General features: G+C 47.7%; 19 protein-coding genes. 18 read left to right on the forward strand and 1 reads right to left on the reverse strand.

Features of this window, described 5'->3' with window-relative positions:
- Positions 1–583 precede the first annotated feature (583 nt).
- The 6 genes from HMPREF2955_RS07765 (at position 584) to HMPREF2955_RS07790 (ending at position 8,851) form a co-directional block, all read left to right on the forward strand.
- Entirely contained in the window at positions 584–985 is a 402-nt protein-coding gene (locus HMPREF2955_RS07765; RefSeq protein WP_070722411.1) for a PH domain-containing protein, read from the forward strand.
- A complete protein-coding gene (dacB, locus tag HMPREF2955_RS07770) occupies positions 982–2,268 on the forward strand; it encodes a D-alanyl-D-alanine carboxypeptidase/D-alanyl-D-alanine endopeptidase (RefSeq protein ID WP_083317663.1) in 1,287 nt (428 codons plus the stop codon). Before HMPREF2955_RS07765 ends, dacB begins: the two co-directional genes overlap by 4 nt.
- 44 nt (positions 2,269–2,312) lie before the next feature.
- Entirely contained in the window at positions 2,313–3,479 is a 1,167-nt protein-coding gene (locus tag HMPREF2955_RS07775) for a mechanosensitive ion channel family protein (protein ID WP_070722461.1), read from the forward strand.
- Between the two features lie 334 nt (positions 3,480–3,813).
- The gene (locus HMPREF2955_RS07780) at positions 3,814–4,989 is read left to right on the forward strand and encodes a tetratricopeptide repeat protein (RefSeq protein ID WP_070722413.1); all 1,176 of its coding nucleotides are present in this window, start codon (positions 3,814–3,816) and stop codon (positions 4,987–4,989) included.
- Positions 4,990–5,002: 13 nt separating this feature from the next.
- Complete coding sequence (locus HMPREF2955_RS07785) at positions 5,003–6,265, forward strand: A/G-specific adenine glycosylase (RefSeq protein ID WP_246830098.1); 1,263 nt, start codon at positions 5,003–5,005, stop codon at positions 6,263–6,265.
- Positions 6,266–6,571: 306 nt separating this feature from the next.
- Positions 6,572–8,851 (forward strand): thiol protease/hemagglutinin PrtT, encoded by a 2,280-nt coding sequence (locus HMPREF2955_RS07790; protein WP_070722415.1) that lies wholly within the window; start codon positions 6,572–6,574, stop codon positions 8,849–8,851.
- 461 nt (positions 8,852–9,312) lie between these two features.
- Here HMPREF2955_RS07790 and HMPREF2955_RS07795 read toward each other — a convergent pair whose 3' ends face one another.
- A complete protein-coding gene (locus HMPREF2955_RS07795) occupies positions 9,313–10,044 on the reverse strand; it encodes a hypothetical protein (RefSeq protein ID WP_070722418.1) in 732 nt (243 codons plus the stop codon).
- A gap of 188 nt (positions 10,045–10,232) precedes the next feature.
- Between HMPREF2955_RS07795 and HMPREF2955_RS07800 the strand changes: the two genes are divergently transcribed.
- From HMPREF2955_RS07800 to HMPREF2955_RS07855, 12 genes are all read left to right on the forward strand, one after another.
- Positions 10,233–10,994, forward strand: a complete 762-nt coding sequence (locus HMPREF2955_RS07800) for a CPBP family intramembrane glutamic endopeptidase (RefSeq protein ID WP_070722419.1) — start codon at positions 10,233–10,235, stop codon at positions 10,992–10,994.
- Positions 10,995–11,083: 89 nt separating this feature from the next.
- Positions 11,084–11,518, forward strand: coding sequence for a hypothetical protein (locus HMPREF2955_RS07805; RefSeq protein WP_070722422.1), 435 nt, complete (start codon positions 11,084–11,086; stop codon positions 11,516–11,518).
- A gap of 1,080 nt (positions 11,519–12,598) precedes the next feature.
- On the forward strand, positions 12,599–13,645 hold the full coding sequence (locus tag HMPREF2955_RS07810) for a cyclically-permuted mutarotase family protein (protein ID WP_070722424.1): 1,047 nt from the start codon (positions 12,599–12,601) through the stop codon (positions 13,643–13,645).
- Positions 13,646–13,868: 223 nt separating this feature from the next.
- Positions 13,869–15,104: an MFS transporter gene (locus HMPREF2955_RS07815; protein ID WP_070722426.1), complete on the forward strand. Its 1,236-nt coding sequence runs from the start codon at positions 13,869–13,871 to the stop codon at positions 15,102–15,104.
- 202 nt (positions 15,105–15,306) lie between these two features.
- A complete protein-coding gene (locus tag HMPREF2955_RS07820; protein ID WP_070722428.1) occupies positions 15,307–16,227 on the forward strand; it encodes a dihydrodipicolinate synthase family protein in 921 nt (306 codons plus the stop codon).
- Positions 16,228–16,254: 27 nt separating this feature from the next.
- Positions 16,255–17,442: an AGE family epimerase/isomerase gene (locus tag HMPREF2955_RS07825; protein WP_070722431.1), complete on the forward strand. Its 1,188-nt coding sequence runs from the start codon at positions 16,255–16,257 to the stop codon at positions 17,440–17,442.
- A 9-nt stretch (positions 17,443–17,451) separates the two neighbouring features.
- Positions 17,452–18,234: a creatininase family protein gene (locus HMPREF2955_RS07830; protein WP_070722433.1), complete on the forward strand. Its 783-nt coding sequence runs from the start codon at positions 17,452–17,454 to the stop codon at positions 18,232–18,234.
- 373 nt (positions 18,235–18,607) lie between these two features.
- Positions 18,608–21,145 carry a TonB-dependent receptor gene (locus HMPREF2955_RS07835; RefSeq protein ID WP_070722465.1) on the forward strand — a complete coding sequence of 846 codons (2,538 nt, stop codon included), beginning with the start codon at positions 18,608–18,610 and terminating at the stop codon, positions 21,143–21,145.
- A gap of 131 nt (positions 21,146–21,276) precedes the next feature.
- Entirely contained in the window at positions 21,277–22,119 is an 843-nt protein-coding gene (locus HMPREF2955_RS07840; RefSeq protein ID WP_070722435.1) for a DUF5689 domain-containing protein, read from the forward strand.
- Between the two features lie 135 nt (positions 22,120–22,254).
- Positions 22,255–23,634, forward strand: coding sequence for a hypothetical protein (locus HMPREF2955_RS07845; protein ID WP_070722438.1), 1,380 nt, complete (start codon positions 22,255–22,257; stop codon positions 23,632–23,634).
- A gap of 293 nt (positions 23,635–23,927) precedes the next feature.
- Positions 23,928–24,179, forward strand: coding sequence for a type B 50S ribosomal protein L31 (locus HMPREF2955_RS07850; protein ID WP_009229215.1), 252 nt, complete (start codon positions 23,928–23,930; stop codon positions 24,177–24,179).
- A 166-nt stretch (positions 24,180–24,345) separates the two neighbouring features.
- The gene (locus HMPREF2955_RS07855) at positions 24,346–25,242 is read left to right on the forward strand and encodes a DNA/RNA non-specific endonuclease (RefSeq protein WP_009229214.1); all 897 of its coding nucleotides are present in this window, start codon (positions 24,346–24,348) and stop codon (positions 25,240–25,242) included.
- Positions 25,243–26,074: the final 832 nt, after the last annotated feature.

Consider the following 26,074-nt stretch of genomic DNA (forward strand, 5'->3'; position numbering starts at 1 on the left):
CAAACAGAATTGGATTTGGAAAGCCATAGATACACCGTAAGCAAACCAAAGTGTTGCTTTTTCCCTACGTAAGGGCTTGTTGATGCCATGCGATGCACATCTTGCGAGCTTCTACCAACAATTTTCCAAAAGCAATTCTGTTTGGCTATAAAATTCTGCACTTATGCCTTTTCACCCGTTTAAAGTTCGCTCTTCACTGGATTTTGCCTCTATCTGTGCAGCTTCCCCTTGCTCTTTGAGCTGCATTGCACACCATGCCCCAACAAGATTTACAGGGAAATCTGCACAGATAAAGTCTAAAAAAATACAGTGGAGGTAACTTTTAGAACCTGTCTTTAATGATTTTGCACTTGCTGGTTGACTCTACACCTCACCCTCTTTATACTAAAAAAGAATAAACAAGGCTGTAAAGGGGCGATAAGAACAATTATTTTTGTAATTTTGTAGACCGTGAAATGATTGTTGGCAAAAGGATGCCGATACCGCGTTGTTGCCCAAACAACGTCCTTATGCAATAGGGGCGGAGCGGTAAACAGGCATCTAAGACAAACGCCGACACCACAACAAAAGCACCTACCCCACAATGGACAGAACATTCCACCAATGCGTTTCCCCCGCATCGGCCTGCGGCATACTTGCCTTCGCGCTGCTTGCGCTATACATGTTTTGGACGAAAAGCGCCCTGGTTGGATGTTTGTTGGCCGCCGTGGTGGTGCTAATGATAGAACGAGTTGTGCACACCACATACGAGTTTCGCCGCAACGACGGCGACGAAGAGATGCTGTATATCGACAACGGACGTTTCTCAAAAACAAGACAGATACGCGTTAACGACATCGTTTCGTGCCGCAAGATGTCTACGGGATTCGGACTTTCGCAATATGTGCTGCTGCAATGCGGACACAAACGGCTAGTGAGCGTGCAACCAGACAACGCCGACGCCTTTATCGACGAGATAAGGAAACGGCAAGCAACACCCAAATGATGAAATTAAAGAGCAAATACGCCCTCGTAGTTCTGTTGGCTTGGCTGATGGCCTTGCCTATGATGGGGCAAGTGGAAAAAGACGTTACTGACGACGATGACGAAACCGTGGCAGCGGTAGACACGCTGTCTGCCGACTCGCTTTTGGCCGACACGTTGGCCACTGACAGCCTGTTGCCGTGGCCCCAATCGGTGAGAGCACGCATAGACAGACTGGTACAAGCCGACCTGCTGCGCACTTCGCAATTGGGATTGATGGTTTACGACCTCGATGCCGACTCGGCCATATACTGTTTTAACGAACGTCAGACCATGCGCCCCGCTTCAACGATGAAGGTTATAACGGCCATTACCGCCCTTGACAAGCTGGGCGGTTCGCACCAGTTCAAAACAGAGTTGTGCTATACAGGCGCTATCGAGAACCGAACACTAACGGGTAACGTGTATTGCGTTGGGGGGATGGACCCGCGTTTCAACACCGACGACATGCACGCCTTTGTAGAAAGCCTGCAAAAGATGGGGGTAGACACCATTCGCGGCACGCTCTACGCCGACAAGTCGATGAAAACAACCGACCTTTTGGGCAAGGGTTGGTGCTGGGACGACGACAATCCGGTGCTCTCGGCATTGGTCTATGCACGTAAAGACGTGTTTATGGACCGCTTTATGCAAGAACTACGCAAGGCAGGCATCGTGCTAGACGCCTTCACCGCCACAGGTCAACGTCCGCAAGACGCCACTTGCATCTGCACACGCTTTCACACAATGGACCAAGTGCTGATGCGTATGATGAAAGAGAGCGACAACCTTTATGCCGAGGCCATGTTTTACCAGATTGCCGCCGCAACGGGAAACAAACCAGCCACGGCCAAAAATGCGGCACAAGTGGTGAAAAGGCTCATTGCCAAGCTAGGCCTTAATGTTGCCGATTACAAGGTGGCCGACGGGTCGGGCCTGTCGCTATACAACTATGTTTCGGCCGAACTGGAAGTAGCCATGTTGCGCTATGCCTTCCGCAATGCCAACATTTACCTGCACCTTTCGCCCTCGTTGCCCATCGCAGGCATAGACGGCACACTGAAATCGCGCATGAAAGGGGTGTTTACTCGTGGCAACGTGCGCGCCAAGACGGGTAGCGTTACGGGCGTGTTCTCGCTGGCAGGCTATTGCACAGCCGCCAACGGACATCGCCTTTGCTTTGCCATCATCAACCAAGGCGTTATGCGCGGCCGCAACGCACGTGCATTTCAAGACAAGGTTTGCACGGCCCTATGCCAACCCTAGCCCCAAACAACACTGATAACCATGTTTTAAAAACCAACATATCAATGGAAACAATAAAAGATTACGTAGAACAAATTATCCGCCTAACAGGCGTATCGGGTAACACCGTGCCCATTGTGCGCCACGTTTTGTTGGTGCTGGTCACCATATTGCTGGCTTGGGCGGCGGGCGCGCTTTGCCGTAAGATACTTATTCCCGTGGTGCACCGCATCACCAGCAAGACGAAAAGCAATTGGGACGACATCCTTTTTAACGACAATGTGCTGAAGACGGCAAGCCGAATTGTGCCTGCCATCGTGGTTTCGTGGCTCTTACCCTTAGTGTTCTTCCAATATGCCTGGGTGCACACCGCCTTAGAGAAACTCACGGCCATATATATTGTGGTGATGTCGGTAAGGCTTTTCATCGCCTTCATCAATTCGCTCAACCAGCTTAAACTATCTTCCAGTCCGGCCGTTCGCCAATATATCCGCACATTTTGCGGCGTATTGAAAGTTATTGTTATCTTTATCGCCGTGATTGTGGTGGTTGCTATTCTCTTCAACAAGAACCCGCTGTCGCTCATTGCAGGCCTTGGAGCAACCTCGGCCATACTGATGCTGGTATTTAAAGACACCATTGAGGGACTGGTTGCGGGCATTAGGCTTACCAGTAACGACATGGTGAGGAAGGGCGACTGGATAACGGTGCCTTCAACACCTGCTGATGGCGTTGTAGAAGACATTAGCCTGACCACCGTTAAAGTGCGAAACTTCGACAACACCACCGTTACCGTTCCGCCATTGGCATTGGTAAGTGGCTCGTTCCAGAACTGGCGAAGCATGCAAAAGGGTGCAGGCCGCCGTGTACAACGTCTGCTGTACGTAGATTTCAGGAGCGTTAAGCTGGTAGACGACGCCCTTAAAAGCTCGCTGCTTTCAAACAAGCTGCTCACCGAAGAACAGATGCAAGGCCAACAAGTAAACATCTCGCTCTTCCGTTTGTTCATCGAACAATATCTTACCAAGCGCGCCGAGGTAAACGAAGAGCAAACGTTGATGGTGAAACAGGTAGAGGCCACGCAATGCGGACTGCCCATAGAGTTCTATTTTTTTATTAAGAATGCACCCGACATTGACTACGAACACACATTGGCCGACATCATGGAGCATATATATGCCTATACCCATGCCTTCGGACTAACCATCTACCAGCAATACCCCGAACAATAAATGAGGCTGCGAGGGTATGAGGTTGTGAGTTCATTAGTTCATGAGGCTGTGAGGTTATGAGTTCATTAGCTCGTGAGTTCGTGAGGTTATAAGCCGATGAAGTTATGGGGCTGTAAGTTTGAAAGGCGGCCCATTCACTGGCCAACTCCTACAAGTAACTTTAAATCCAACACGCAAAAGCTCGTCAATGCGCAATTAGAAACAGCATACAACAAAACTAAAAAACAGAAGAACTCAACAACCAAGAAATTTAAATCAAGCAAAAACGGTGGTGAAGACAAGGCTTCGCCACCACCAAATATCAACATTAAAACTAATATCAACCATAACGCTTATGAAGAAAACACTACTCGCGGCACTGCTTTTGCTCGCCGCAAACGCTGCACAAGCACAGAAAACGGAGCAAGAAAAACAACTGCACGAGATGGACAGCACTGCTCGTATGCTCATTGCCGACGGCAAATTCGACAAGGCCATAGCGGCTTTCACAGACTACACCGCAAAGGTAAAGCACCTTCGTGGTGAGGCCGACACCATCTATATAGATGGTTTGGTGTTCCTGGGCAAGGCCTATTTCAGGGCCAAACGCCTGAGCAAGGCCGTAGAAACGGCTCAAAAGGTGGTAGACCTATACGGCAAACACTTCAACACCAAAGACAAACGGTATGCTTGGTACTTAGACAACCTTTCGCTATACCTATCGTCTAACGGACAACATAAGGAGGCTTTGGCCAACAGTAAGAAAGCATTGAAAATATACGAAGGGCTTTATACCAACGATAGGGACATGGCTTTGATACTTATTCACGCCGCCGAAAACTCGTTTTACGCAGGCAATAAGGCCGATGCCATCAATTTTCAGTTGCGCGCATTGGCCATTTACAAAGATCTCTTTGGGCAACATGCCCAAGAATACACCGACGAAGCCGAGTATCTGGTTACCTATTACGAGGGGAATAACCAGGGAGACAAGGCCCAAAGCCTAAGCGAAGAGTTGGAAAAGCTAAAAGAAGAGGCCAAGAAAGGCTATGGCGACTTGCCTGAACTGCCGAAACTTGAAACAGCCGAAGACTGCCGCAAGCATACCAAAGATGTTGAAAGATGCTGCCAATACTACCTATCCCATCGGTTTACTGCCCGCGATATGGAAGATGCAGCTAGGTTTATCATGGCTTGGGCGGTGCCGTCAGACCAAGTTACGATACCAATGGGGAAGAACGAATCCCAACTTCTAGCCAAAAAGGAATCGAACCCTTACTTGTTTAGCTATTATGCAGGCTACATTCTTTATGCCTTAGAGAACAAGGAAACCAAAGAAACAGAGGACGGATACGAGGCTGCGATGGTGGCAACACTGAACCATTACATCAACAACAAAGACCTTACGGGACCTGTACCCGCACTCGAAAAGTACGTAAAGCTGTATAAGAAAGATAAAGACAAGATGTTTGCACTTATACGAAAGAACTTCCCAAAGACCGAAAAGGAGGACAAAGAGAAGGAGAAGTAGCCTTCTTTGCGCCATGCCCTGCTCATTATCGTTTTTGCTTAAAGCCCACATCGTGACCACAACTCATCCCTTTTCCACCGCCCTACTCCATTGGTTTCAACGCCACGGCCGAAGTTTGCCGTGGCGCGAGACCAAAGATCCGTATGCCATTTGGCTTAGTGAGGTGATTTTACAGCAAACGAGAGTGAGCCAAGGCATGGCCTATTGGCAGCGATTTATGCGCAATTACCCCACGGTAAACGCTCTTGCCGCCGCCACCGAAGACGAAGTGTTGCGCCTTTGGCAAGGTTTGGGCTACTATTCGCGTGCCCGTAACCTGCACCAAGCGGCAAAACAGATTGCAGAATTGGGACATTTCCCCAACACCCACGAGGAAATCTCCAAGCTAAAAGGCGTTGGACCGTACACGTCGGCAGCCATTTCGTCCATCGCTTTCAACCTTCCAGTGGCGGTAGTAGATGGCAATGTGTATCGTGTTTTGGCGCGTTTCTTCGGCATCGACACGCCCATTAACTCCACCGAAGGCAAAAAACAGTTCGCCACCTTAGCCCAATCACTTTTGCCCCACCACGCTCCGGCACGCTACAACGAGGCCATCATGGACTTTGGGGCACTGCAATGCTTGCCCGTGAAGGGCGAAACAGGCAAGGTAAACGGGCACACAGTCGCGCCAAACGATACGCCAAGTTTCTGCAACAGCTGTCCGTTAAGTGGTCAATGCGTGGCTTTTGCGCAAGGTTTGGTGCGTTCGCTACCCGTAAAAACAAAGTCGCAAGCCCCCAAACAGCGCCGCATGGGCTACATATATATTAGGTGTGGGGGTGAAATTGCCATTCGAAAGCGGCCGGCGGGCGACATTTGGCAGGGCCTTTGGGAACCTTTGCTATACGAAGACGTAGTACTTTCAGGTGTACAAACACCCAAAACCTACAAGCGCGAGGGCACTAATAACCAGGAAAACTTCCCTTCGCCGCAGCTATTAGCGTGTATCGACCGCCTTTTTAAGGGCGAACAGGGCACCGAATCAACATCCATACCGCCCAACTCCCACCTACATTCCACCCTTTCACCCATAATCAAAGGGCCATATACATTCCGCCACATACTCACTCATCGCATCATCATGGCGCAATTTGCCGTTGTTGAAACAAGTGTTAGGCCCGATCTGCCGTCCGACTACATTTGGGTGAGCGAACAAGAACTGAACAAATACGCCATATCGCGCCTGTTCGAGCTGTTCTTAGAAAGGCTGAATAATGAAACGAAAGACAAGTGAAAAAGCCTATTAAGGGGAAAAGGCGGCTGCGCCCCTTAACTTATAAACCCATTCACTTACGAACTCGTAGAGTCGTAAACTGGTCTACTCGCCAACTTATCCACTCTTTAACTGGTCAACTTGTTTAGTCACCACCCCGTCAATACGCATTGTTAAAACGCAAGAGAGCGGGTGTTTTCTCATTCTTTTTATGTAACTTTGCACGCGTTTCCAATCACAAGGGAACGCGTTTAACAACACCTTTACCAATACCAAAAGAGAATTATAGAGTAAAAACAGAAACAAACAAAAAAGAATTACAAAACAATGAACCAACACTACGCCACAAATAGGCGCAAGCCTACCCATATTTCGTTTCGCGGACTTAACCACTACCGACAGGCATTTGCGTTAGTCGCACTTGCGTTTGCAACCTTGTTGCCCGTTCAAGCCAAACAAGTTACGGCCCGACAAGCCCTCGACATCGCGCGAAAATACGTCATGCCCGATCGCCAATCCATCGCATCGGCACAAACCCGAACTGGCAAACAACAACCCATTGAGCCCTTCTATGTGTTCAACGACAAGCAAGGCAAGGGTTTTGTCGTGGTTTCGGGCGACGATGCTATGGGCGAAATACTTGCCTATGGGGATAACGGAACGCTCGATACGCTGAATGCCAACCCTGGCGTAAAGTTTCTTTTGCAAGCCTATCGCGAACGCTTTGCACAGCTACAACAAGCACCTGCCACGGCGCAACCCGCCACTAGGGCAATGCCTACCTACAAAGCGGTTGCCCCATTGCTCACTTGTAAGTGGAATCAACTCGAACCTTACAACAAGAAAACGGGCTATCCCTACACCGGATGCGTGGCAACGGCCATTGCACAAGTAATGTATTACCACAAATGGCCCATACAAGGAAAGGGCGAAAACACCTACACGGTGAAACATTACAACACGGTGAAACATGCCGATTTCAGCAAATCATACTACGACTGGGCCAACATGAAAGACGAATACACATATTACGACCCAGGCACCCAAAGGGAAAAAGACGCCGTTGCAAAGCTAATGAGCGACGTAGGAATAGCCACAAACATGCAATACACCCCCTATTTGAGCGGTGCGCAAAACGAATCGGCCGATAAAGCCCTGCGAGAAAACTTTGATTACACTACGGCCTTTGTGAGCCGAAGCGACGAAGGACTGCCTGCTTTCACCGACATCGTACGCCAAGAACTAATTAATGGTTTCCCCGTTTACCTTTCGGGCAGTCAACGAGGAGGCAGAGGAGGGCACGCTTGGGTAACAGACGGTTTCAACGAGCAAGGACTTTTCCACATGAACTTTGGCTGGGGCGGTCAGGGCGATGCGTATTTCTCGCTCTCAACGCTATCGGTTGCACAATCAGGAAACGAGTTTGGCGGAAAGCCTATGACGTTCAGCTACGGCTTAATTGCCATATTGGCTCACCCCAACAAGCCAAACACCAGGCCAATAGACCATGCATTGCTGGCAAGCACGCCCAAACTGAAGTTCAATATTGGGGGAAGTTTAAGGCTTCCCCAAGGAAGTGGCAAGACATTTGCCGTTGGCAACATGCCGGCCGTTGAGATGAACGAATTCAATAACTACGGAAAGCCCTTCAAGGGCGACATCGGCGTGGGCATATTCGACATGAATGGCAAGCAGATAACTGTCTGTCCGTCGGACGATCACGCCACAGGTGGCTATACAAAACGCGTCTACGGGCAATATTCTAACGGAGAAATGGGTCGCGACTACACCAACCCGCAAACTGTGAAGATAAAGATAGACCTCTCAAAACTACACAATGGCTATTACCAACTGCTGCCCATGTGCATCCCGTTAGAAGAAAATGGCCGCTGGGGAGAATGGATACACATGCGACAAGCACCACGAATGGTGATTGAAATAGGCAACGGCAAGGTGCGTATTGTGGAGGAAGACTCGATCAATGCAGGTTTCCAACTAACCGAACAGCCGTCTAAACTTTGGCTAAAACCAGGAAACGAAGAAACCATCCATGTCCCCATAAGGAACAAAGGCGGGCTGGGATTCGGCTATTTCGCAAAGTTACAATTGCTCGATGCCAAGGGTAACGTGGCTTTTGAGGCGCAACGCACAAAGCCAATGGAGCTCGATGGTTTCCGTACAACATGGATGCCGTTTACCATCAACGTACCCAGCACCCTAAGCGAAGGCAAATACAGGATGAAGTTGGTGGTGATTAAGGAAACAAGCGCGGGCATCGACAACCCCGATGCCGAACGTTTCGATGTAGAAAAGCTATATGATAAGGAGGAAACTATCTTTACTGTGGCGTCGAATGTAACCCATATCGCTGGCACAACCACTGCCAACTACACCCTAACCAACAACGACGGCCACTCGTTAACGGTGCGTGGCATTGGGCTACAACGTGTAAGACTGTTCGACATCAACGGTTGTTTGCTTGGGAGTTCCCTTGCAACAGATGGTACAGAATTAAGCATTTCGCTCGCCAACCTTGTTTCGGGCGTATACCTCGTGCAAGTAATGGCCGACGGTCAAGTACATACTCACCGCCTATTAAAGCGATAACACACAAGACTTACCCCAAAGCAATCCGCTTATAAGATAAGGGTGTGCACCTACATAACAGGTGCACACCCTTATCTATATGTGGAGTAGATGACGAGCTGACAAGTAAACGAGTAGACAAGTTGACGAGTAAACAAGCAGATGAGTTGACGGGTTAACAAGTTAACAGGTGGACAAATGGGCAAGCTGACGAGCGAACGAGTTAAAAAGTAAACGATTTGACAAGGTTACGAGCTAACAAGTTGACAAGGTTACGAGCTAACAAGATGACAAGGTTGCGAGCTAACAGGTTGACAAGATTGTAAGCTAACAAGTTGACAAGGTTGTAAGCTAACAAGTTGACATGGTTGCAAGCTAACAAGTTAAGAGGCGCAGCCATTTTTTCACCCTTTCAACCTTTCACTTTTTCACCTTTACTAAGCCCTTTCACCTTTTCACCCTTTCACCTTTAAACGCCTCTCCTACTCCAACCCCATCTCCTTTTTCATGTTCTGAAACTCGTTCACAAAGTCGTGTTCAAGCGAGAAGAAAGGCATCAGCAGCGACTTAAAGTAGTCTTCAACGGCAGGCATTTCAGGCGTAATCACCGCATGGCGCCGAAAATGCAGATGCATTACGTTCGCATCCGTGTCGATAGTGTAAACCACAACACATGCGGCATACATGTTCACTTCATTAATAGTTCGCTGCAAACAGGCCACTTGGTCTATATCATCTAGGCTCGCCTCAGCCCAAGAAACGCGCATAATGTTAAAGTAACGTGTGCCGTGTATGGTCTGAATCCTAAAATCTTCGCCTTGAAAAGTAAAGTCGGCGAAGTTTTCCTCGTCCCTTTCAAAGGGGCAACCCAACGCCTTGCATATCTCCTCAATCATTTCAAGGGTACTCATTCCTACGTATTTGTTTTCCATTGTCATGTTCTTTCTATTAATCCTTATCGTCACAGCGTGTTCGTTATGCCCCTCCGCATCGTTCTCATACGGTCTACCTTCTGTCTCTTTCCCCGTTTCTCGCCACTCAGTCAGTCGTCCAGCCATTTTAAAACAAGGCTCGTTCCTGGTATACGAAAGCCACACAGCAGGATATTCGGTGGCGATTTCTCCACGCTCCACCCCACGTTCGCCTTTATGTCTGAGCCGTCTGAGCCAAACATACGCGGCAACAAGGATTATTATGTACAATAGTCTTTCCATCCGTTAGTGTGTTTACATGTTGCATGGCTTTTCAAAAGCATCTCCCAGTGGCAACGATTATTACACTGCAAATATACGAATTGTTTTTATTTACACAAATTAAAACCACATTTATTATGCCCACCTACAATAAAATAAACCGCTTTGCGTAGATACTTACATAGTTATTACCAATACACTTAGTAAAGATGGCAGACAAAAACACGACCAATCCTGTAAGCTGGAAAAGGTTACTGATATTCTTTATCATAGCAACAGCAGTATCAAACCTATTTAGATTTGATGTTTTCAACATTCATCCAGCGATACTAAAGCTGCCAGCATGGCTCTCCATCCTCGTATTCGCACTGCTTCACCCTAGTGGTGTACTTTTAGCCACCTTCATTGTTACGCCCTTTTTGAGGAAAGGACGAAGGGTAGAAATGTCATTATTCGGCACTTCCAAGCAGAAATCGCTATTGATGTGCGCCATCCCAATCGTACTACTTACCGCGATAGGCGTTAATAACGACTACAAACTTGAAAACCACATCTACGCGTTTGTCGCCATCATTGGCACCATAGTCTACTGCATTGAGGAAGAATATGGCTGGCGAGGGTATCTGCAAGAGGAACTGAAAGGCCTTAAACCCTGGGCGAAGTACTTAATAATTGGGGGCCTCTGGTACGTGTGGCATCTTTCATTCGTGCACGACAGGTCTATTGTACACAACCTAACCTTCTTATCTTTGCTTATTTTTGGCAGCTGGGGAATAGGCAAAATCGCCGAAACAACAAAGTCTGTATTAGCCTCCGCCTGTTTCCACCTCATCGTACAGATAATGATGCTCAATTCATTATTCAGACATAGCCTAGATAATACCACCAAATTTGTTATCTTTGTGGTTTGTGTTGGTGCGTGGTTCATGATATTTTTCAAGTGGAACAAAACGCGCAACACCAGCAACTAAACCGATATACGCTCATTTTACAAACCATACGTTTAGTGCAATGCAATATTTGGGCAACGTACTTCAACAAATTTAAAACATAGAAACTTATGCTATCAGAAAAAATCAAAACCTTTTGTAAAGAGAAAGGCTGGTGGAATGATGACTATACGGTAGAGTATGCCGACGCACTAAGGAAACTGAACATAGACCTAACCACGGATTTTGCAACATTCTTCTTGCATGTAGAAGACAGTCCCACCTTTTATGGCAGACATCAAGAACTTTACCAAATATGTTGGTTCGCAATAAATACAAATTACGAACTTGCTATTACATCTGCCCACAACGCACTTGAATTGCCCAACGAGTACATTCCACTCGACAGTTTTGAGGGAGAAAGCGGCTTTTTCTACAATCGTTCAACAGGAGAGGTTTTAGAAATTGAACTTGGACAAAAGCTTATCGACTTTCAAAAGGGAGAATTACAACCCCAATGGCACGACTTTAACTCATTCGTAGAGTGGTTTTTCGAAATTCCCTAAATGCCTGTCGGGGGATAAAATGCCAGTCATTTGAGTACCACTAAGGCTCAAATGCCTGGTTTTTCTATAAATAAACAAGACGGTAACCAACAGACACACGAACTTAACAACCCATATAACTAATAAACTTGCAAACTTAATCACTCAACAACTCATAAACTTACACCCTCATAAACTCACAAACCCAAAACTTAAAAAACATAAAAATACTTTACAAAACACATCCTATTCACCACCCACTTCTAGCGAAAATAAGGGTGTTTAATCGGGCTATTTGACGCATTTTGCAAGCTTGCAGGCTTCGTTTCTAGTCCATTTTTGAGAAAATCAGCCGCATTTTGCACCATTTAGCCTTTCTAGTTTGGTTGTCAGCTCATTATTTTTTGCGCCCAATTACTCGCTTTTAGCCCCTAAAAACCCACTTTTTAACGACTATTTTCCCCTTTTTAGCCATGTTCTTAGTGGTTCTAAGGGGTTGTATTTATACCATTGCGGTGTATTTTTATGCTTTTCGCCTTGCGTTTAGCACCATTTTGCCTTGCGTTTAGCACCAAAACGTACTGCATTTAGCACCAAATCGCACTGCATTTAGCACCAAAACGCACTGCATTTAGCATCAAAACGCACTGCATTTAGCACCAAATCGCCCCAAAACTGGTGCAAATGGTGGCCTTTTAAAATAAATATTCATTTTGCCGCATGCACAAACTAACCCCTTTTTGCATCAGAACAAACCTTCGCAAGAATCGATTTTTTGCGGTCGGTCGGACGATTGGTGACCAAAAAGGGCACTCATAATGTTAAAATTCGTACTGAAAAGAAGACAAATTTCGATTAAGATTTCTACGTAACCAATCTACTTGATACCCTACCCCAATCGTTATTTAAATTAAATACTATGAGAAAAGTGCATAATTATTTTTGTGTTTTCCTGTTTTTAAATTAACTTTGTGGCCAATATAACTAAAAATTACGTAGGTTTTGCATTTAGATAATAAAATATTTTCTAATAAGGCGCAAGCAAACACAAAACGACTAATAATTTCTTTTGTGTTGATTGCCCTATTTACAGCATATACTATGGCGCAGAATTCTAATCCTATCCAACGCTTGGTGGGCTTTCCCACAGAAGAGCAAGGTTTCGATAAAGGCGTATCGGCCTGCTATTGTGGCGTTATTAACGGCTACTTATACATTGCAGGAGGTTGCAACTTCCCCGACAAGCCTGTGGCAGAGGGTGGCAAAAAGCGGTTTTACAAGGCCATTTATGCCGCCAAACTAAATGCCGAGGGCGACCGCCTAGAATGGGAAACCGTTGGACAGATGCCCCAACCTGCGGCTTACGGCGTGAGTGTTACTTACGAGAACTCGCTGATTTTCGTAGGCGGCAACAACGAAACAGGCGGTCTTACCACCGCCATTCGCTTGCGCCCCACTGCCACGGGCATGCAACAAGAGGCCTTACCCAGCCTACCCCACGCCTTAGACAACATGGCTGGCGCGGTGGTTGGCCACATATTATATGTGGTGGGGGGCAATTGCGAGGGTGTTGCCACACAAAAAGTGTGGTCGTTAGACCTTAAAAACACGGCGAAAGAGGGCTGGAAAGAAGAGCCATCCATACCAGGGATAGCCCGTGTTCAGCCTATTGCCGCTGCCTTAGCGGGCGACTTGCTGGGCGTTTGGGGTGGTTTTGCACCCAAAACAGACAGTAAGGCGGCGCAGTTGGCCATGAACGGCGCAAGCTACAACGCAGGTTGCGGCACATGGACCGCACTGCCCGTACCCACAGATGCCCTTGGCGAAGAAGTGTTTACGGGTGGAGCAACGGCCATTGCCACGCCACAGAAAGGCGTTGTGGTGGTTGGCGGCGTTAACAAAGACGTGTTTCTGGCAGCCATCAACAAATTGCCCGAAGGCTATTTGCTGCACGACCCCGAATGGTATCGCTTTAACAACAGGGTGTTGTGCTATCGCGACGGGACTTGGACGCAGCTACTTCAACATCCTTCTGTGGCCCGTGCAGGCTGCGCCCTTGCCTATTGGGATGGTTGGGTGTACGTTGTTGGCGGCGAATTGAAACCAGGTATTCGTACACCAGAGATAGTTAGGTTTCGTGTAGACTAGCAAACAGCTCTTGCCGAATGGGCTATAATGCCCTAGGATTGATGCCTTGGGCAGCACAAAGTTGGCCAACAGGTGAACTGCGAAGGGCTAATCGCGAGCCTTGGCATAGCTAAACCGGCCTATATTTAAATAAGGAATACTCACTACAAAGACGATTTACGCGTGCACGTACAGGGTTAACTTACCCCAACGGCGCACAACAATTAAACAAAACAACAAAAAGATGAAAGCGAATAAAAACTACCCTTGGATTGTGGTTGGGCTGTTATGGGTGGTGGCCCTGCTTAATTATATGGACCGCCAGATGCTCTCCACGATGCAAGGAGCGATAAAGGCCGACATCGAAGAATTGAAAACAGCCGAGGTTTTCGGCGCGTTAATGGCCGTCTTTATGTGGGTGTACGGCTGTTTCAGCCCCTTTGCAGGCGTTATAGCCGACAAACTTAGCCGCAAGTGGCTTGTGGTGGGCAGTCTTTTCGTATGGTCGGCCGTTACGCTTTCAATGGGTTTCGCCACCAATTTCGAAACGCTCTACGTTCTTCGCGCCCTTATGGGTGTTAGCGAAGCCCTCTACATACCCTCGGCCCTAGCACTCATCACCGATTGGCACACAGGCAAATCGCGTTCGTTGGCCATCGGTGTACACATGACGGGCTTATACGTGGGACAAGGCTTGGGCGGCTTTGGCGCTAACTTAGCCCATCACTTCTCGTGGCATCAAACCTTTTTCGCACTCGGTTTGATTGGCGTTCTCTATTCGTTGTTGCTGATGTTCTTGCTCCACGAAAACCCCGAATGCAGCGTAAAAAGTCGCAACACGGTGGCACCAGGCGAAAAGCGCGAGAGCATTTGGCGCGGACTGAGCGTGGTGCTAAGCAACTGGGCTTTTTGGGTTATCCTCTTCTATTTCGCCGTTCCCAGCCTGCCTGGTTGGGCTACAAAGAACTGGCTACCCACGCTTTTCTCCGAAAACCTATCGCTAGACATGACGGCAGCCGGCCCAATGTCTACCATCACCATCTCCGTTTCGTCGTTCATCGGCGTTATTTTCGGTGGAATACTCTCCGATAGGTGGGCTCAACGCAACGTCCGTGGCCGCATTTACACCAGTGCCATTGGCCTAAGTCTCACCATTCCCTCTTTGCTGTTGCTGGGGTTTGGCCACAGCGTGGTGGGTGTAGTTGGCGCAGGACTGCTCTTCGGCATTGGTTTTGGTATTTTCGATGCCAACAATATGCCCATCCTTTGCCAGTTTGTGTCGGCCAAATACCGCGCAACAGCTTATGGCATCATGAACATGACGGGCGTTTTTGCCGGTGCAGCCGTTACACAAGTGTTGGGTTCGTGGAGCGATGGCGGCAATCTTGGCTTAGGTTTCGCCCTTCTTGGCGGCATCGTGGCCTTGGCCCTTATCCTGCAACTCACGTTCTTGCGACCGCAAACAGATAATATGCCCTAAGTATATGCGTTTTTAAGGTCTTTAGTTTTTAAGTTTTCGAGTTCTTTTATGCTTAACTTTCCGCGTCTTTTCGGATACCTTCTCGGAGTAGAAACTTATGAAGTTATAACTAGCAACGCCCAAATTCATAAACTAATAAACTTACAAACTCACAAGCTTACAAACTCAATAATTCACGAACTTAAATAAAACTCACAATATAATGGAAAAGATTATAGGATTGATTGATGCGCCGTTTACGCCATTTCATGCCAACGGCGAAGTAAATCTCGAACCCATCGAACGCTATGCACAGATGTTGCAACACAACGGATTGAAGGGCGTGTTCATCAATGGCTCGTCGGGCGAGGGCTATATGCTCACCACCGAAGAGCGCATGCTATTGGCCGAACGTTGGGTTAGCGTTGCTCCCGCAGGCTTTAAAGTCATCGTACACGTTGGCAGCTGCTGCCTTAAAGAAAGCGTTGCCTTGGCACGCCACGCCGAAAAGATTGGCGCTTGGGGCGTAGGAGCAATGGCACCGCCATTTCCAAAGATTGGTCGCGTAGAGGAATTGGTAGACTATTGCGCGGCTATTGCCGAGGCTGCGCCTTCTCTTCCTTTCTATTACTATCATATCCCAGCCTTCAACGGTGCTTTCTTGCCCATGGTCGACTTGCTGAAAGCCGTAGACGGACGCATACCAAACTTTGCCGGCATTAAGTACACCTACGAAAGCTTGTACGAATACAACCAATGCCGACTGTATAAGGACGGGAAGTACGATATGCTGCACGGACAAGACGAAACCATCTTGCCTTCTTTGGCACAGGGAGGAGCAAAAGGCGGCATCGGCGGAACAACCAATTATAACGGTCGCGAGCTAGTGGGCATCATCGACGCATGGAACCGTGGCGACTTGGAAACGGCTCGTGAAAAGCAAAACTTCTCGCAAGCGGTTATCAATGTGATATGTCATTTCCGCGGAAATATCGTTGGCGGAAAGCGCATCATGAAGTTCCTTGGGTTCGACCTTGGCCCCAATCGCACGCCCTTCCGCAACATGACCGACGAAGAAGAGGCACAAATGCGTAGAGAATTAGAAGAGATTGGATTCTTTGAAAGGTGCAACGTGTGCAAATAAATAAAGAGAAAAAGCACTAACAAGCAAATGGATACAAAACAATATCTGCAACAATGGGCGCAACGTTATAAAGACGATTTGGTAAACAACATCATGCCGTTCTGGATGAAATATGGATTGGACCGCCAAAATGGCGGCGTATATACCTGCGTAGACCGCGACGGAACGCTCATGGACACCACTAAAAGCGTGTGGTTTCAAGGTCGTTTCGGCTTTATTGCCGCTGCTGCGTACAACAATATCGAACAAAACCCAGAATGGCTTGCGGCCTCTAAGAGCTGCATCGACTTCATTATCGACCATTGCACCGCACCCGACGGGCGCATGTACTTTGAGGTGACGGCCGAGGGAACGCCACTTCGCATGCGGCGTTACCTCTTTTCGGAGTGTTTCGCCATCATTGCCATGGCCGAATATGCCATTGCATCTGGCGATAAAAGCTACGCCCAACGCGCACTAGACCTTTTCAAACTGGTGCAACGCTATGCCAACACGCCCGGTTTACTGCCTGCCAAGTATCTGCCTAACGTGCAATGCCAGGGCCATTCGCTCACGATGATACTCATCAACACGGCATCGCGACTGCGTATGGCCATCGACGACCCCACTCTGACTGAACAAATCGACACTTCGTTGCATGCCATTAAGAACTATTTCATGCACCCCGAATACAAGGCATTGCTTGAAACGGTAGGCCCTAACGGCGAGTTTATCGACACCATCAATGGCCGAACCATTAACCCCGGCCACTGTATAGAGACGGCTTGGTTTGTTTTGGAAGAGTCGCGCCACCGCAATTGGGATGCAGACTTAAAGAAAATGGGCCTCGAAATACTGGATTGGTCGTGGGATTGGGGCTGGGACGAGCCCTATGGAGGTATCATCAACTTCCGCGACTGTAAGGGATTGCCCTCGCAAGACTATGCGCAAGACATGAAATTCTGGTGGCCGCAAACCGAAACCGTTATCGCCATGCTGTACGCTTACTTGGCTACGGGCGATGAAAAGTATTTGGAACGCCACAAACGAATTAACGATTGGACATACAAACACTTGCCCGACCCAGAGTTTGGCGAGTGGTATGGCTACCTGCATCGCGATGGCACGGTGGCCCAACCCGCCAAAGGCAACCTGTTTAAAGGTCCGTTCCACATTCCGCGCATGCTCATCAACTCGTTCATGCTGTGCAACGAAATTCTCAAAACGAAATTCTAACGCCAACAAATGAATAAGCTTGTCGACCTCTCGGTGAGCAATTATGGCACCACGAGGCAGATTAACTACCAACTGGTGGTGCTGCCTTGGGGAGCAACCGAGCCGCATAACTACCACTTGCCGTACCTAACGGACTGCATCTTGTCGCACGACATCGCCGTTGATGCCGCCCAACGCCTGCTTACCAAGCACGGGTTGCACGCTATGGTGATGCCGCCCGTTGGCATGGGTTCGCAAAATCCAGGTCAAAGGGAGTTGCCTTTTTGCGTGCATGCGCGTTACGAAACGCAGAAAGCCATACTTACCGACATCGTAGACTCGCTCTATCATCAGGGCTTTCGCAAGCTCGTTATCGTTAACGGACATGGCGGCAACGGCTTTAAGAGTATGATTCGCGATTTGCTTACACGCTATCCCGACTTCCTTATCGCTGCCAGCGAATGGTTTAAGATGCGCAATGCCAAGGATTTCTTCGATAATCCGGGCGACCATGCCGACGAGATTGAAACCTCGGTGCTGATGTATTACCATCCCGAACTGGTAAATCTTGTGGATGCTGGCGAGGGTAAGAGCAACACTTTCGCCATCGATGCCTTGCAAGAGGGGCATGTATGGATGCCGCGCAATTGGGGAAAAGTGTCGAAAGACACGGGTATCGGGTCACCAACACTGTCTACGGCCGAGAAGGGAAAACGTTTCGCCGATGCCGTATGCGATGCCTACGTTAACTTCTTTGCCGACTTTATTGCTGTTAAAGACGAAGACGACCTCTATACAAAGGGCACTTGGTGAACAGCTAGCTAGCCACTTAGTTTGCCAACAGGCTTTTACGTCATGTGTAAAACGTGCACATCACCCTGCATGTTGCTTTATTTTCAATTCCAAACCTACCGACTATACAAGGCCGACCCATGCAAAATGGGCTCTCCTTGTATAGTCGGCAGGTTTGGAATTGCTGTTTTTTATATCGCCAAAACAAGGTTTTCGGCGGTATTATAGCGCAAGAAGACTGCTGTGTAAAGAATGTTTACCAACAGGATTAAGGCAAGCCGAACAAGAATAAGGATAAAACGAACATAAACTTTTGGGTAAAAACAACTTTTTTTCAATTTATTTTTGTTACTTTGCAACCGAATATACTCATTACCAAAAAGACAAGACTATGATGCAAGCAAAGCTGAAATTAGCATTGGTTGCCTTGTGCTGCGCCCCTGCGGCCTTTGCGCAAACACCCAAAGACGACAAACAGCAACAGCCAACGACGGTAGACGAGTCGGCATTTACTTTTACCGAAGCCCAGCTAGGAGAAAACGATAACATGTCGCAAAACGTAACTATCATCAATTCGGCATCCAACCTCTATGCCTCACAGGTGGGTTATCTTTTCTCGCCAGTAAGGTTCAGATACCGTGCTTTTAACCAAAAGTACAACGAAGTTCATGTAAACGGTGTGCCAATTAACGATGTTGTGAGTGGGCAATTCCGTTTCTCGAACGTGGGAGGACTGAACCAACAGACTCGTAACGCCGACTTTGCGCTGCCTTTCGAAACTAATTTGTTTGCCATGCCCGCTATGGGTGGCTCTAACAACTACGATTTTCGGCCTGCAAACCAGCCTGCCGGACACCGTTTAACCCTTGGAGGAGCTAACCGAAACTACACTTTGCGCGGCATGTACACCTATAACAGCGGACTAAGCGAACGCGGTTGGGCCTTTTCGGCTAACCTAACCTATCGTTGGGCCAACCGCGGATATGTAGAAGGCACCTTCTACAACGCCCTATCCTACTTCTTTGGCGTGCAAAAAGTGTTTGGATCGCGCACACAACACTCGCTAGCGTTTAGCACTTGGGGCAATCCCACCGAGCGCGGAACGCAAGGAGCGGCCACAGACGAAAGCTATTGGATTGCAAACAACAACCAATATAACCCCTATTGGGGCTATCAAAACGGAAAAGTGAGAAACTCGCGCGTGGTAAACGACTTCTCTCCGTCGGCCGTAATGACGTGGGACTGGAAGATAGACGATGGCTTAAAGCTATCAACTTCGCTGTTCGGGCGATACAGCATGTACAAAAGCACAAAGCTGAACTATAACAACAGCGACAATCCACAGCCCGATTACTGGAAGTTGTTGCCCAGTAGCTATTACGATGTGTGGGATGAAACCAACAAAGTGGCAAGAACCGACCAAGCGTTGGCCGATTGGAGCACTGCGTACAACTATCTAGCAGCAAGGAAAGAGAACCGCCAAGTAAACTGGGATAGACTTTATGCAGCCAACCGAGGCGTTGCTGCGCAAGGAGTGGATGCCATGTACTTCATCCAAGCTCGTCGCAACGACGCACTGAATCTTTCGCTGGCATCTACGCTGAACATGCAAGTTACCAAGACTTCAAATTGGAACTTGGGCTATATCGCCAGCACCAATAACGCCCGCCACTACCAAACGATGGAAGATTTGTTGGGCGCAACCACCTATCACAACGTTAACACCTACGCCATCGGCACCTATGCACCCCACTCTTCGCAGGTGCAATACGACCTGAATAACCCCAACGCGCTTGTTGGTAAAGGCGATGTGTTCGGCTACGACTACCATTTGCTGGTGAACAAAGCAATGGCTTGGACCAGCTACAACGTGTTGTTGGGACGTGTTAACCTGATGTTGGCCGGTAAAGTTGGCGGCGTTAGCATGCAGCGCGACGGCAAAATGCGCAACGGACTATTCTCCGAAAGCTCCTATGGCAAAAGCGGAACGGCGCATTTCCTTGAAGGTGGCGGCAAAGCAAGCCTAATTTGGAGCATGGGCGGCGGCAATACGTTGCAGTTGGGCCAAGGTTATCAGTACAATGCACCCACGCCTTACGTGTCGTTTGTTGCTCCCGAGCTGAACAACGACTTTGTGCGAGACCTTAAAAACGAGCGCGTTTACAGTGCCGAACTAGGATTTCAGCACCAATCTGGCCGTATTCACCTCAACCTAAACGGCTATTTCAGCCATTTGAGCAACGTTTCTGATTGGCAATGCTTTTATTTCGACGACATCAACTCGTTCTCTTACGTGTCGATAACAGGCCAGAAGAAAGTATTTTATGGTGTTGAGGCGGCCTTCAAATATAAATTCAACTCCGCATTCGACGTGAAATTGCTCGGCACGATGAGCGAAGCCAAGACCATTAACGATGCTTACGTAAACTATGTGAACTCTACACAAGGCACATACGAAACCGATATCCTGCTTAACAAAGACATGCGCGAGTCTGGAACGCCCCTTACGGCAGGCAGCTTGATACTTAGCTACCACAAAGGAGGTTGGTTTGTAGACTTGTGTGGCAACTACTACGACCGCATTTACCTGGGTTACTCGCTCTATCATCGCTATAAGAGCGTGGGCGAAAAGCGCGGAAACGTTGACGCCGAAGGCAATGTGATGCGCACTCCGCAAGAGAAAGGGAATGGCGGCTTTATGCTCGACGGGTCTATTGGCAAGAGTCTCTACCTCAAACACGGACAGTTGTCAATCAACTTGATGTTCACCAACCTGCTGAACAACAGCCGTATCGTGACGGGTGGCTACGAACAAAGCCGTTCAGACTACACTGCATCGGGCAATGCACGTGCCTATAAGTTCTCGCGTAACCCCAAAAAGTTCTACGCTTGGGGCACCAATGCGATGCTCAACGTTAGCTATCGCTTTTAATGCGGTAGGCATTCATGCCCCTAGGCACATCATCTAACAATTGATAAGTTCATAACCCAAATGCGCATAGCCACAGTTCGGTTGGCCGAAAGTCACGAACTGGGCAGCGTAAACAAAACATCAACAGCGACATGAAAATAAGATATTCGCTCATTGCCATAGCTTGTGCGGCCCTTGTTGGCTGTATGGACAAGGATTGGAACGACCCCAACAACAGTGAGGCGTACGGCAATCCGAGCATAAAAGAAACAAATGTGATTACCATTAGCGAGTTGAAGAACAACTACGCCAATGTCATCGCCTCGCAAACAGACCCTTATAAGCAGGTAGAAAACAACATACAGATAAAAGGTCGCATAACAGGCAACGACATTCAAGGCAACATTTACAACAGCGTATGCCTAGAAGATGCAACAGGCGGCATACTTATCAACATCGCACAAGGCGGTCTTTTCGGTTATTTGCCCGTTGGACAAGAAATCATCGTTAACCTCAAAGACCTCTTTGTGGGAAGTTACGGACAGCAAGCGGCCATCGGCACACCCTTTACCAATGGCAAGGGACAGACTTCGGTTAGCAGGATGAACCGCTATTTGTGGAACGAGCATTTCAATTATGCGGGCTCTGTTGATGTGTCGAAAGTGCAACCCGAAGTGTTCGACGTGTCGAAAATATCGGACACAGAATATCTTCGCACCCACAGTGGCCGACTGATGACCATCAAAGGCGTTAAGTTTAAGGATGCAGATGGTAAAAAGGTGTTTGCATCGGCAGCCGAAAAAGATGCAGCCAACAGCGTAAACCGCGAATTAGAGGGCTTTACAAGCAAACAAATTGTGGTGCGCACCAGCACCTACGCCGACTTTGCCGCCCAGCCACTGCCGCAAGGAACGGTAGACATAACAGGCATCTTCACTCGCTTTCGCAACACGTGGCAAATACTGATACGTACCGAGAGCGACGTAAAGAAGTGAAACACGCTGAGCTTTCGGCTCTCACCATACGCGTTTGTTTGTCTACACAGCTAGAATTATGCGGATAAAACAACGGCGGAGAGCAAGGCAGAAACTTGATAAAAGAAACATTAACACATATAATAAGCAGTCATTATGAAAAAAGTAATCTATGCAATATTGATAGCGGCTCTTGCTACCGCCATGCTAGGGGGTTGCCAAGACGTGCCCGAACCATACAACAACCCGAACGAAAACAAGGGTGGCAACCAAGAAGTGCTTGAACCCGGCACACCTACTGGCACAGGAACAGAAGCCGATCCTTATAACGTTACTGCCGCCTTGGCGAAGATTAAGACCCTGAAAGACGGAGAGAATACAGGCGAAATCTTTGTGAAAGGAAAGATTAGGAGCGTTAAGGAAGTGGATACAGGTAATTTTGGCAACGCCACTTACTTTATTTCCGACGACATTACCAAAAAGATGGATAGCTTGCAGATCTACCGTAGCAAGTATTTAGGTAACGCCAAGTTCACAGCGAAAGACCAAATTAAAGCGGGTGACGAGGTTGTTATCCGTGGAATTTTCGTCAACTTCAAGGGCAATACGCCTGAGAGCGAACCCAACAAATCGTGGGTTCACTCGCTTAACGGTAAGACCGTTGAGGCCGAAACGCTAGTTCCTGGCGAACCTAAAGGTGCTGGAACGGAGACCGAGCCTTACAACGTAACGGCTGCTTTAGCTAAGATTAAGACCTTGGGTGAAAAAGATACGCTTAAAAACCTATATGTAAAAGGAAAGATCAGATACATTAAAGAGGTAAACTTGGAGAAATATGGTAGTGCCACTTATTATATTTCCGATGACAACACGAAGAAAATGGACAGCTTGTACATTTTTGGTAGCAAATTCCTAAATAATGAAAAGTTCAAAGCAAAAGACCAAATTAAGGTAGGTGATGAGGTTGTTGTTGTCGGCTCATTCGTAAACTTTAAGGGGAATACCCCTGGAGCTGCTGGTGGGAAAACACATCTCTATATGCTTAACGGCAAGAAAGAGACTGGCGGAACTACTCCTGAAAAACCTGAAACGCCCCAAACCGGCAAAGGACTTTCTATTGAGGGACAAGTGGTAACGTTGACCAATGCCAACGCAGAGGTAGGAACGGAAACCATAACCTATGCAATGAGCAAGTTAGGAAATGACGATATAGCCAAAGTTGACCCAATTAATTTGGGGGATGGACTAACGCTGACGGTTGAACAATCGGACGGAAAGGCTGCTCCAACCTATGTCGGCAAGTTTAAGAACTTGCGTATTTATGCCAATAACGTTTTCACAATAACAGGGAACAAGAAGATTGCCAAGGTTATTCTTGACTGCGACAAGTTCAAGAAAGACATTTTTGTAGGCAATTCCACTGCAACCGTGTCTTTTAATGGTAACTCGGTAACTTACAAGAACGTGTTCTCGGAGCCCAAGGGCGGTGGTGTGCAATTGCGCATACTTAAAGTTACTGTTGTGTACGCCAAGTAACGGCTCTTTGGCTTGCAGACAACTCTCAGGCGGCAACACACAATGCAGCGTTGGATAACGGCTAAGCCAGCGGTTGGCGCAGTTTCTTGTTAACTCATTAACTTGGCAACTTGTCAACTGCCCTCCCACGTTTTTCGACACGTTAACTGGTTAACTTGTCTGCGGGGTCCTCATTCCTTCACCCCACTATTTCACTAAAAAAACATCCAAAGCTTTGGCGGGCTGCGAATTTATTCGTAAATTTGCAGCCCGTATAGTGTACGTATAACATAACATTTATATAAAATAGTAAAATGAAAAAAGGTATTCACCCCGAAAACTATCGCCCCGTCGTATTCAAAGATATGTCCAACGGCGATATGTTCCTTTCACAGTCTACTTGCAAAACAAACGACACAGTAGAGTTTGAAGGCGAAACTTACCCCGTGGTAAAGATTGAAATTTCAAGCACCTCGCACCCATTCTATACGGGTAAGAGCAAGCTTGTTGACACGGCTGGCCGCGTAGACCGCTTCATGAACCGCTACGGTAAGATCAAAAAATAATATATCTTTTTTACAAGCATATATTTAAAACTTCTGAAATGCGCCCTCAACGTAGTTGCATATACGTTAAGGGCGCATTTTGCAATTTGGCGTATGGCGTTTGCTGTATGAGCTTTCACCAGCGCATCAATTCGTTTCATAACCTATAATCCTTTTTCTTGGCAAGATGATAAAGAAGATAATGATATTCGCCGTTGCGTTTGCCTTGGTGGCGTGCGAGGGCGAAGACCTCAGCAAGGTGAACAAACCAAATGGTGGCGGCAATACGCCTACGGGCGAGAACCACAACGCCAACGATGCCAAAGCCCAGAGAGAATATGCCCGCTTAGAGTTTCCACGACTTAAATCGGGTGCTAACAGGGTGTTGTTACACGAAACACCCAAAGACGGCTTGAACTTTGCCATAGAATGGAACGAAACGAAAAAGGCGCAAAGATGGACCTGCTACCAGCTCTTTAAGAGCAACATGGTGAAGAAAACAGACCGCTATAAGTCTGACACCAACCAATATCCGCGCGACCCTCTGTTGCCTAAAAACCTCTGGTTTACCTCCGATCCGTATTGGGGAACGGGCTATGACCACGGACACATCTGCCCTTCGGCCGACAGACTCAACTCGGCTGAGGCCAATTACCAAACCTTTTTCCTCACCAACATGCAGCCGCAGGTGCATGGTTTCAATGCTGGCGTTTGGCAGAACATGGAAACCAAGGTGCGCGACATTGCTAGTCGCTACAACTATACGTTCTGCGACACCCTCTATATTTGCAAAGGCGGCACCATCGACAAACCCGAACAGGTGCTAGAAACCACAGGCAAAGGCTTGCTTGTACCCAAATATTTCTTTATGGCCGTGCTCCGAGTGAAGAACGGCGTGTACAACGCTATGGGCTTTTGGATTGAACACAAGGCCAGCAACGACAAGAAGTTGGCCAAGTATGCCGTTACAATCAGGGAGTTGGAGGAAAAAACGGGTATCGACTTCTTCTGCAACCTGCCCGACAACATTGAGTATGCCGTCGAAAATGTTCCGGTTAACAATACCTTTTGGGGGTTGGATTGAGGTAAAAAACTGGCTTAGCACGTTATCCGAAAGGCGTTAGCCCTTGATCATACAGTGCAATTTTACTTTTACCCCAAAGGCATTTTCAGTTCGTGCCCTCGCTTGTTTATGCCCCATTAACTTCCAAGTTCTACGTTAGTTAGGCAGGTTCTAAAAGGCACAACGGCCGTTTTTATCGTTGTGCATGCACAAAAGCATGTTGCCTTCCCGTGCACAACCCACGCCAAAAGCCCTTGTCCGTCTATTAAGCCAGCGTTATAAGCAACCCCAAACCCACCCAGAACTTGGGCGTTAATGCCTGCTTTGTATCTACTTACAAAGCCTTAATCATCAAACTGCCGTATTCCCATAGTTCCAATCACAAACAAAATTCATCATCACCTATAAGAGAGTTGTCCATTCTCCGTTGCAGACAGTGCCACTACAAACAGAAAAGCAGCGTGTATCAGCACCTTGAACCAAGCGTATATATACCTTGCTATAAGCGCACATGCACCCTGCTGTAAGCATGACAGCACCTTAGGCAGAACCTACAAGCGAAAAAACACATTGTGGCAAACAAGTAAACGCAGGGCTGCACGTTTACTTTTGTCCGCTTTTCAGTAAGAATTTTAACATTATGAGTACCCTTTTCGTCAACCAACCGCTCACCTTGCCGCAAAAAATCGATTCTCGCGAAGGTTTGTTTTGTGCAAAAAGGGGTTAGTTTGTGCATGCAGCAAAATGAATATTTATTTCAGAAGGCCACCATTTGCACCAGTTTTGGGGTGTTTTGGTGCTAAACTCAGTGCGATTTGCTGCTAAATGCAGTGCGTTTTGATGCTAAACGCAG

Origin of the sequence: Prevotella sp. HMSC073D09 (assembly GCF_001814145.1) — a bacterium.
Taxonomy (GTDB): Bacteria; Bacteroidota; Bacteroidia; order Bacteroidales; family Bacteroidaceae; genus Prevotella; species Prevotella conceptionensis.